Source organism: bacterium (assembly GCA_027622355.1).
In the GTDB taxonomy this organism is placed as follows: Bacteria; UBA8248; UBA8248; order UBA8248; family UBA8248; genus JAQBZT01.
On record JAQBZT010000194.1, the window covers coordinates 1 to 5,781 of the forward strand.

The window sequence follows — 5,781 nt, forward strand, 5'->3', positions numbered from 1 at the left end:
GAGCCGAAAGCGAATAAACATCAAATCCCCGGCCCCGCCGCCGGGAGGCGGACTCCTCCCGAGGACTTGAAGCTAAAGCAAATACTTCCAAAGCGCCCGGCCCACCAGGCCCAGCGAGATCACAAATAGTCCCGTCCGGACCAGGCGGTAGAACAACTCCTGGTTCAGACGATGGCGCATCCGGAGGCCGATCCAGAACCCAATCAACACGGGGATCAGGGCCAGCACAGCCCGGCCCGTTCCGAAGCGGGTGTACTCCCCCCGAATCGCCAGCATGCTCACCAGTCCCGCAGAGCTCAGCGTGTTGAAGGAATTGAGCAGAAAAATGAAAACCTCCTTGCTCCATCTGAACATCGAAAAATACATGATGCTCACCGGCCCCGGGATGCCCGCCACCCCGCCCATGAAGCCGGCCGCCGCCCCTGCCACGATCCCCATGCAGCCGCGCGTGATCGGGCGAACCGAATCGATCGGGGGGATCAGGCGCTTTCCGGCAAAGTAGGCCCAAACCGTGAGACCGATAAGGAGCCGGATCAAATCCGGATCGCCCGATTGGAGATAAAGAACCCCCACCGGCACCATTAAAATTCCGGTCAATCCGAACAAGGCGACGTTTTTCAGCGTCCGCCATTCCGAAATCCCGATCCGGACGATCGTAATGTTGGTCAAAAACAGGGAAAAAGAGACCGTGACTACGGCCTCCCGCGGCCCCAGGAAGAGCGAAAGAAGCGGCACCGCAAGAATCGGCAGGCCAAATCCGATGACCCCCTTCACAATGCCCGCGAATAAAAGAATTGCCGCTCCGAAAGCCCACTCGATATCACTCATCTAGATGCGCTTTCCTTTCACATCGCGGGAAAATCGGGCCGAATTTCCTTCCGGCCCGCCGGAGCGGCGGCGGGGCCGCCCAAATTGGCTTATCTTAACGCCGAAAAGTTGCTACACTCCATCCAACTTTCATTTATTTATTGAGGTCCGAAATGGCCGAAAAGAAAAAACGCCCCCAACCCAAATTCGCCTGGTTCATCCCGATTGATGGAGACGGTGTGCACATCGGCACCCGGCGCGCCGAGCGCCCCCCCACATTCGAGTACCTCAAGGAAGTGGTGACAGCCGCGGAGGAGAGCGGCTTCGAATACCTGCTCATCCCGACCCGGTTCGCCAACGGTCTTTTCGATGAGCAGGCCCCCCTGGCCGAAACGTGGACCACAGTGACCGCCCTCGCCGCCGTCACGCAGAGAATCGGTTTTCTCATCGCCATCCGGCCGGGATTCATCTCCACCGGGCTCTACGCCCAGATGGTGGCGACGCTGAGCCAGCTCTCCGGCGGGCGCATCAACATCAATGTCGTGCCGGGCGGCATCCAGGGAGATTTCGAGCGCTTCGGAGAGACTTCCGACCACGAGACGCGCTACGAGCGCGCCGAGGAGTTCATCACCGCCCTTCGGGCGCTTTGGAAAGAGCCGGTTCCCGTGAATTTCGACGGGAGGTTCATCCAGCTCAAGGGGGCGCTCTGCTCGCCGGGGCCGGTCGGGACCGGGCCCGAATTCCTCTTGGGCGGCGCCTCGCCGGCGGCGCTGCGGCTCGCCGGCCGCCAGTCCGACGTCTATCTCATCTGGATCCTTCCGCCCGAGAAGCTCGTCCCGCACCTCGAAAAGGCGCGCGCCGAATTCAAGAAGGCCGGCCCGCAAGCCCCGCTTCGGCCTCCGCTCCCACCTCATCGTACGGGACACCGAGGAGCAGGCCTGGGGCGCGGCGGAGGACCTCATCTCCCAGGCCGACACGATCGTGAAAGCCCAGCGGCAGCTGGTCTTCTCCGGCACCTCGATGGTCGGCCAGCGAGCGCAAAGCCAGGTAGTGGAAGATCACCGCATCAGCGAGCGGCTCTGGAACGGCATCTCTACCGTCCGGGTCAACTGCGGGACCGCTCTCGTCGGCACCCCGGCGCAGGTAGCGGAGGAGCTGTTGGGCTACTGGCGGCTCGGGATCGACGAATTCATCCTTTCCGCCTATCCCCATGTCGAGGAGTGCCGGCGGGTGGCCGAAGGTCTGCTGCCGCTTGTCAAGGAAATGATCGCGAAGGAAAGCTAGCGGGCTATTCGCCCTCGAAAGGTTTGCGCCGCACCCGGCCCTCGCCCACGAGCGCCGCTTTCATCAGGATGATCGCCACGTTCGTCACCGGAACCATATGGATGAACTGGTCAATTTTCTTCTCGATGACATTGAGTTCATCATCCGAACACCCGGCACCCCGGAGGGCCGCCTGGCTGGCTTCCACCGGGTGGGGAAATTCCTGCGCCGCGGCCGCCGCCGCTCCCTGGGCCAGACGGACGGTGATTTCGAATCCTTTCTTGCCCCATTCCTCGCGCACAAACGCCCACGCGCGCTCCAGGCATTCGGGGTAGGCCGCCAGCGCCCGCCAGATGTCCGGCAGCCCGGCAAACCCCATCTCCCGGCGGATGCTCGCGAGACCCGCGGCGGCACCGTCTCCCGTGGGATCGAGCGCCGGCACCCGCATGGAAGCTGGCGGGCCCTGCGGCCGGGCTTCCAGATCCCGGGCGAAACCCGGCGCGATGCCGCCGATCTTCAAGCCGTTGAGCGTCCCCTTGAGAGCCGCCGCCAGCATGAGCGTCTTCGGGCTTTCATCGTTGTACAGATCGAAAAGGCCGTCGATCGTTTCAATCTGATCGCGGGAGTAGCCGGCATCTTCGAGTTCTTCTTCCAGATCGGGAACATCTTCCGGCATCGGGGGGATGGTGCGCATGCGGACGCCATCGGCCACGCGATCGAAATAGGATATCGCTGCGTTCGGCCGCAACGCCGCCCAGGCCGCCTCGAAATACGTCTCGTGGACCGCCAGCGCACGGAAAAAATAGCCGACATGCGTGGTGCGCATGACCGCGCGAATATCGGCGTAAATTTCGGACACCCGGCCGGTGGCCGAATCTTCCGGAATTTCCTCGAGCCCAAGTTCCGCCAAGTGACCGCCCTGCGCGCAGAAGGAAAGGAAAGGGAGCCCTCGCCGTTTCAGACCGCTTCCGAGCGAGCAACTCACCCTGCCGCGCACAGTATAAAATCGGCGTCCGCCGGGCAAGGCCGCGCTCCTCCGCGCGGCATCTTCCGGCGGGTTCCGGCTCAGGCCATGACGGTGCTTTCCCTCTTCTTCTCCGCTTTCGCCTTCTTCACCCAAATGATCGGCTCGATCTTCACATTCGAAACGATCGAATTGGAGACCAGGCAATCCTTTTTGGCGAAATCCAGAACTTCATGAGCGAGCATGAGGTCACCGTCCGAGGGGAGCACAATACGAACCCGGATGATGACCTCCGTAAAGAGGAACTTCTTCTCCGGCCGCTCGAGCTTGCCTTCCGCGTCCGCCTCGAAGCTCTCGAAGGCGAGCCCGCGGTGATAGGCGGTCCCGAGAAATGTCGTCATGAAACAGCTCGCGAGCGCGGAGACAAACAGATCCTCCGGGGTCCAGAAGCCTTTGTGGCCCTTGAACTCGGGCGGGGTGGCCACTTGCAGGGGGGGCTTGCCCTTCAGCTCGAGAAGTCCGATGCGCTCGTTCTGCCATTTCACTTTCACAGGGTAGTGATAGACCTTTGAGCGGATGGCCATGGCCAGCCTCCTTTCTGTGGCAACCGCGCGGCGGCGCGCTGGTCTCCCGTTTCCTCTCCCCCGGATAACGTTCAACTTCCATGCCAGAATCGCAAAAAAAATCCTTTAATAAACAATGAGTTAAAAAAATATCCCGCCGCCGCGTCCGGTATGTTGAGGCATTCCGCCCCAACCAGGGCTTTTCGTCCGCAAATCCGCCCACAAAAAGATTCAAATGTCCGAGATGGGAGTATATTAAAACTGTTGGGGCATTTCGCAGAACCGAGGCCGCCGGCCCCTACAGGAGAGCGGACATGGATACCGTCCTTTGGGCAACGTTTCTTTCCTTGGTCCTGTTTGCAATCTACCACCCGCAACTGGGGGAGGCGCTTCACGTCTACTTCCGTTTCCACAGACGGCATCCGCTCAGATGCCCCGAAACGGGACGCCTCGCCTCGGTGAAAATTGACGCCGCCCGCGCCGCCCGGTACGCCCTGAGGGGAATCTGCGCCCTCGAGATCGCAGACTGCACGCGGTGGCCCGGACGATTGGGATGCAATCAGGCCTGCCTGAAAGTTCTTCTGCTTTCGAACGGGACGGCAGGCTCGGCGAATGGGCTTCTCACACGAAATTGAAGAAAGGAGATGCGCAGATGTACGAAAATCCTCTGCTCCTGGTGGGCGCCATCTTTGCTGCCGGCGCGCTTCTCGTGCTGCTGCCGATCGTGCTCATGGTGTACCAGCGCTTCGGCCCCCGGGTTGCGCTCCGCTGTCCGGAAACCGGAATCCTGACATCTCTGCAAGTCGGGGCGGGACGGGCCATGTGGTCTTCGATGTTCGGCGCGGCCAAGCTCCGCATCAAGGATTGCGCCCGCTGGCCCGAGCGTGCGGACTGCGATCAGGCATGCTTGCAGGAGTCGAACCTTCCCCCGGAGCCTGTTGTCGTGCGTCAAGCCTCGGAGGGAATCTTCCGGTAGGCGGACCGTTCAGAAAAAAGCGTCTCCGCTCGCCGGAGGCGTTTTTGCGTCCGCTTCGTTTCGAGGCGCGCTAGCTCTTCGCCTCACCGTCCGGCTCGGGGAACGCCTCCGGCCAGGAAGTGACCATCTCCTTGAGATAGTTCTTCACTTTCCCCGGGTCTAGCTGGACCGACTTCTTGATCTTGTCCACCTCCCCCTGTGCCTCGACCGGAATCCGAATCGAATCCATGAAGCGGTTGAACATGTTGAAAAAACCGCTCATCAGCGTCAGGTCCACCAGCTCGGCCTCGGAAAAATGCTTGCGGACTTCTTCGAACACATCGTCCCGATCGCGCGCGGTGTTTTTCGTCACATGCTCGGCCCATAGCACCGCCGCCCGCTCCCGCGGAGAGAGATGCAGCGATTCCATGTAGTCGTCCGAGCCGATCGCCTCTATCTGCTCATCCGTGATGCCCGCCGCTTGACCAAGCGACGTATTGTGGACCAGTCAGTAGGCGCATCCGTTCAGATGGCTCGTTTTGATGATGACCATTTCCTTGATCTTCGAGGAAAGAAAACTCCCCGCCCCCTCGCGCTGCAACACCGCCCCGAAGGGCAGCAGCAGCTTCGCCACATGCGGGGAGTGCGCCGCAATCCGGTAGAAGTTGGGCACCCGGCCCAGCATCTGCGCGACTGCCTCGTACAAGCGGGCGACATCCCCCTCGGCGTCTTCGGGGGAAATCATGGAAATCCGGGACATCAAAAATCCTCCTGTGTCGCGCTCGTGCGCGGCCAAAAGGCGCGCGGCCGCACCCTATGATTCATTTTCCAGTTCCCGCTCCAGCCACGCCCGAAAGGCGGCCAGCGACTTTCCGCGGTGGCTGATCCTGTTTTTCGTCTCGATGTCCAGCTCCGCCACGGTGCAGCCCATCTCCGGGAGATAAAGCAGGGGATCGTACCCGAACCCCCCCGCGCCCCGCGGCGACGCCAGGACCCTTCCCTCCAGCGTCCCCTCAAAAAGATGATGTGCGCCATCCGGGCGGCAAAAGGCCAGGACGCAGCGGAACCGCCCGCCCCGGCGGGCCTCCACCACCCCGGCAAGACGCTCGAGGAGGAGCCGGTTGCGGCCCGCATCGTCCAGCCCTTCCCCCCCGAACCTGGCCGAGCGCACGCCCAGCTCGCCGGGAACCGCATCCACCTCGATTCCCGAGTCAGCGGCCAGCGCCGCA

Annotated in this window: 8 protein-coding genes and 1 pseudogene; 3 read left to right on the plus strand and 6 right to left on the minus strand. The window is 62.0% G+C overall.

The window, feature by feature from the left end:
- Positions 1-72: 72 nt before the first annotated feature.
- Positions 73-828, minus strand: a complete 756-nt coding sequence (locus O2807_11000) for a sulfite exporter TauE/SafE family protein (GenBank protein MDA1001025.1) — start codon at positions 826-828, stop codon at positions 73-75.
- Positions 829-980: 152 nt separating this feature from the next.
- Here O2807_11000 and O2807_11005 point away from each other — a divergent pair.
- Positions 981-2,091, plus strand: a pseudogene (locus O2807_11005) (LLM class flavin-dependent oxidoreductase).
- A 4-nt stretch (positions 2,092-2,095) separates the two neighbouring features.
- Here the strand turns inward: O2807_11005 and O2807_11010 are convergent.
- Together O2807_11010 and O2807_11015 are read right to left on the minus strand one after the other, a co-directional pair.
- Positions 2,096-2,980, minus strand: coding sequence for a hypothetical protein (locus O2807_11010; GenBank protein ID MDA1001026.1), 885 nt, complete (start codon positions 2,978-2,980; stop codon positions 2,096-2,098).
- A gap of 155 nt (positions 2,981-3,135) precedes the next feature.
- On the minus strand, positions 3,136-3,618 hold the full coding sequence (locus O2807_11015) for an OsmC family protein (protein MDA1001027.1): 483 nt from the start codon (positions 3,616-3,618) through the stop codon (positions 3,136-3,138).
- 293 nt (positions 3,619-3,911) lie between these two features.
- On the opposite strand from O2807_11015, the gene O2807_11020 reads away from it, so the two are divergent.
- Complete coding sequence (locus O2807_11020; GenBank protein ID MDA1001028.1) at positions 3,912-4,232, plus strand: hypothetical protein; 321 nt, start codon at positions 3,912-3,914, stop codon at positions 4,230-4,232.
- Positions 4,233-4,249: 17 nt separating this feature from the next.
- Entirely contained in the window at positions 4,250-4,573 is a 324-nt protein-coding gene (locus O2807_11025; protein MDA1001029.1) for a hypothetical protein, read from the plus strand.
- Positions 4,574-4,643: 70 nt separating this feature from the next.
- Here O2807_11025 and O2807_11030 read toward each other — a convergent pair whose 3' ends face one another.
- From O2807_11030 to O2807_11040, 3 genes are all read right to left on the minus strand, one after another.
- Positions 4,644-4,982 carry a carboxymuconolactone decarboxylase family protein gene (locus O2807_11030; protein MDA1001030.1) on the minus strand — a complete coding sequence of 113 codons (339 nt, stop codon included), beginning with the start codon at positions 4,980-4,982 and terminating at the stop codon, positions 4,644-4,646.
- 78 nt (positions 4,983-5,060) lie between these two features.
- The gene (locus O2807_11035) at positions 5,061-5,312 is read right to left on the minus strand and encodes a hypothetical protein (GenBank protein MDA1001031.1); all 252 of its coding nucleotides are present in this window, start codon (positions 5,310-5,312) and stop codon (positions 5,061-5,063) included.
- Positions 5,313-5,366: 54 nt separating this feature from the next.
- On the minus strand, positions 5,367-5,781 hold a 415-nt coding region (locus O2807_11040), incomplete at its 5' end, for a non-canonical purine NTP pyrophosphatase (protein MDA1001032.1).

Excerpts from the sequence above, each read along its gene's own strand:
- O2807_11035 (MDA1001031.1), bottom strand. The coding sequence starts at position 5,312 with ATGTCCCGGATTTCCATGATTTCCCCCGAAGACGCCGAGGGGGATGTC.
- O2807_11020 (MDA1001028.1), top strand. The coding sequence starts at position 3,912 with ATGGATACCGTCCTTTGGGCAACGTTTCTTTCCTTGGTCCTGTTTGCA.
- O2807_11030 (MDA1001030.1), bottom strand. The coding sequence starts at position 4,982 with ATGGAATCGCTGCATCTCTCTCCGCGGGAGCGGGCGGCGGTGCTATGG.
- O2807_11015 (MDA1001027.1), bottom strand. The coding sequence starts at position 3,618 with ATGGCCATCCGCTCAAAGGTCTATCACTACCCTGTGAAAGTGAAATGG.
- O2807_11025 (MDA1001029.1), top strand. The coding sequence starts at position 4,250 with ATGTACGAAAATCCTCTGCTCCTGGTGGGCGCCATCTTTGCTGCCGGC.
- O2807_11000 (MDA1001025.1), bottom strand. The coding sequence starts at position 828 with ATGAGTGATATCGAGTGGGCTTTCGGAGCGGCAATTCTTTTATTCGCG.